Source organism: Streptomyces sp. SID1328 (assembly GCF_009865595.1).
Classification (GTDB): Bacteria; Actinomycetota; Actinomycetes; order Streptomycetales; family Streptomycetaceae; genus Streptomyces; species Streptomyces griseoluteus.
On the sequence record NZ_WWKH01000116.1, the window covers coordinates 1 to 3,283 of the forward strand.

Below are 3,283 nucleotides of genomic sequence, written 5' to 3' on the forward strand. Positions count from 1 at the left end.
GGTGGCCCGGCAGGCCGTGCACCACCCCGGCACCATCGCCGTCACCGGCGCGGGCGAGGAACTGACCTACGGGCAGCTCCAGGAGCTCTCCACCGGGCTGGCCAAGGCCCTGACCGGCTCCGGGGCCGGCGCCGAGGACGGGGTCGGCATCCTGCTCGGCCGCTCCTCGGCCCAGGTCACCGCCGCCCTGGCCGTTCTGCGCGCGGGCGCCGCGTACGTCCCGCTGGACCCGCGCTGGCCCGCCGAACGCCTCGACCGCGTCACCGAGTCCGCCCCGCTGCGCGCCCTCATCGTGGACGGGACCACGCGGGACAACCCCTGGGTGCGCGGACTCGACATCCCCGTTCTCACCGTGGACTCCGCCGGACGCGTGGTCAGCGGCGGTCCCTTCGCCCCCGGCGCGCTGCCCGCCGTCTCCGGCGGTGACCGGCTGGCGTACGTCATGTTCACCTCCGGCTCCACCGGCCTGCCCAAGGCCGTCGGCGTCACCCACGCCGACATCACCGCTCTCGCCGCCGACCGCACCTGGGCCGGCGGGGTCGCGGACGCCGTGCTGATGCACTCGGCGTACGTCTTCGACGCGGCCACCTTCGAGATCTGGGCACCCCTGCTGAGCGGCGGCCGGGTCGTCGTGGCCCCGCCGGGAACGCTCCAGCCCGCGACGCTCCGGGACCTCGTCGCCCGGCACGGCGTGACGGCGGCCTTCCTGACCACCGCCCTGTTCAACGTCATCGCCGAGACCGACCCCGGCGCCCTCGGCCTGCTCCGGCTGGCCGCCGCCGGCGGCGAGGCCGCCACACCCGGCGTGCTCCAGCAGCTTGCCGCCGCCCACCCCGGCACGGCCGTCCTCAACGCCTACGGCCCCACCGAGACCACGACCTTCGCCACCCTCCACCGGGTCCCGGCCGACGCTCCGCCCGGCATGCCCCCGATCGGCCGCCCGCTGGACGGCATGCGGGCCTACGTCCTGGACGCGGCCCTGCGCCCGGTGCCGCCCGGCGCCGAGGGCGAGCTGTACCTCGCGGGCCCCGGTGTCGCACGCGGCTACCTCGGGCGCCCCGGCCTCACCGCCACCCGGTTCGTCGCCGACCCCTTCGAGGGGGACGGCACCCGGATGTACCGCACCGGTGACGTGGTGCGCCGGGACACCGAGGGCGTGATCCACTACGTCAGCCGCGCCGACCAGCAGATCAAGCTGCGCGGCCACCGCATCGAGCCCGCCGAGATCGAGGCGGTCCTGCGCACCGACCCGTCCGTGCGCGCCGCCTGCGTCCTGGTCCGCGAGGACCTGCCCGGCGACCGCACCCTCACCGCCTACGTCGTCCCCGCCCCCGGCCGCACCGCGGACCCCGGCAGGCTGGCCGCGCACGTCGGACGCCACCTGCCCTCCTACATGGTGCCGTCCGCCATCCAGCCGCTGGACGCCCTCCCGCTCACCGTCAACGGCAAGGTGGACCGGGCCGCCCTGCCCGCGCCCACGAGTCCGGGACCGGGCGCCGCGGGACGCGCCCCGCGCGGGGCGCACGAGGAGATCGTCGCCGGACTGTTCGCGGACGTCCTGGGCGTGCCCCACGTCGGCGTCGACGACGACTTCTTCGCCCTGGGCGGCCACTCCCTGCTCGCCACCCGGCTGGTGGGACGCGTCCGCACCGCGCTGGGCACCGAGACCGAGATCCGTACCCTCTTCGAGCACCCGACCGTCGCCTCCTTCGCCGCCGTCCTCGCCGGCGGCGACCGCCCGGCCCGCCCCGCCCTGGTCCCGCAGCCGCGCCCCGAGGTGCTGCCGCTCTCCTACGCCCAGCGGCGGCTGTGGTTCCTGCACCGGCTCGACGGCCCCTCCGCCACCTACAACATCCCCTTCGCCGTACGCCTCGACGGCCCGCTGGACCAGGAGGCCCTGCGCGCCGCGCTGGACGACGTGGTGGCCCGGCACTCCGCGCTGCGCACCCTCTTCCCGGCCGACGGGGACGGTCCGCACCAGCACATCACCGAGCCGGGCGCGGCGAGCGTGCCGTTCACCGTCCGGGACGCCGACGAGGACCGGCTCGACGCGGCCGTGGCGGAGACCGCCGCCGAGACCATTGACATCGAGACCGAACTCCCGCTCCGGGCAACGCTGTTGCGGCTCACCGACGACTCGCACGTGCTGGTCCTCGTCATCCACCACATCGCCGCCGACGGCTCCTCCCTCGCGCCCCTCACCCGCGACCTGGGCACCGCCTACCGCGCCCGTGCCGGCGGTCGGGCCCCGGTGTGGACCGCGCCGCCGGTCGACCACGTGGACCACGCGCTCTGGCAGCGGGCCCTCCTCGGGGACGAGAACGACCCCGACAGCGTGCTCTCCGGCCAACTCGACCACTGGCAGCGGGCGCTGAGCGGGCTGCCCGAGCTGATCGAACTCCCGTGGGACCGGCCGCGCCCCGCCGTACCGCAACACCTCGGCGCCACCCACGACTTCACCCTGGACGCCGGCCTCGCCCGCCGGATCGCCGACCTCGCCCGCACCAGCGGATGCAGCGTCTTCATGGTCCTCCAGGCCGCCCTCTCCCTGCTGCTCTCCCGGCACGGCGCGGGCGAGGACATCCCGCTCGGCACCGCCGTCGCCGGACGCACCGACGAGGCGGCCACCGATCTGGTCGGCTTCTTCGTCAACACCCTCGTCCTGCGCACCGACCTGTCGGGCGACCCCACCTTCCGCGAACTCCTGGACCGCGTGAAGGAGTTCGACCTCTCCGCCTACACCCACCAGGACCTGCCCTTCGAGCGGCTGGTCGAACTCCTCAACCCCGCCCGCTCGCAGAGCCACCACCCGCTGTTCCAGACCATGCTCGTCCTCCAGAACCACAGCCCGGCCGCCCCGGTCGAGCTGCCCGGCCTCACCGTGACCCCGGTCCCGGTCGAGCTGGAGGTCAGCAAGTTCGACCTGTCCTTCACCTTCACCGAGACCCACGACGACCAGGGCGCACCGGGCGCCATGCGGGCCGCCGTGGACTACGCAACGGAACTCTTCGACGGGGCGACCGTGGAGGCCCTCGGCGAGCGCCTCGCCGGGCTGCTCACCGCCGTCACCGCCGACCCCGACCGTCCGCTGCGCGCCTACGGCGTGCTCACCGACGCCGACCGCGCCCGCGTCACCGCCTGGGGCACCGGCCCCGGGGCGGACCGGCCCGAGAGCGTCCCCGCCCTCTTCCGGCGCCGGGTACGCGACACCCCGGACGCCCCGGCGGTCCGCGACGCCACCACCACGCTCACCTACCGCGAACTAGACGCCCTCGCCGACTCC

At 75.6% G+C, this 3,283-nt stretch carries 1 protein-coding gene; it reads left to right on the forward strand.

Annotated features, from left to right (window positions below; all coding sequences use genetic code 11):
• Positions 1–3,283, forward strand: a 3,283-nt coding sequence (locus GT030_RS03810; protein ID WP_161199834.1) for a non-ribosomal peptide synthetase, incomplete at both ends; no start/stop codon positions are given.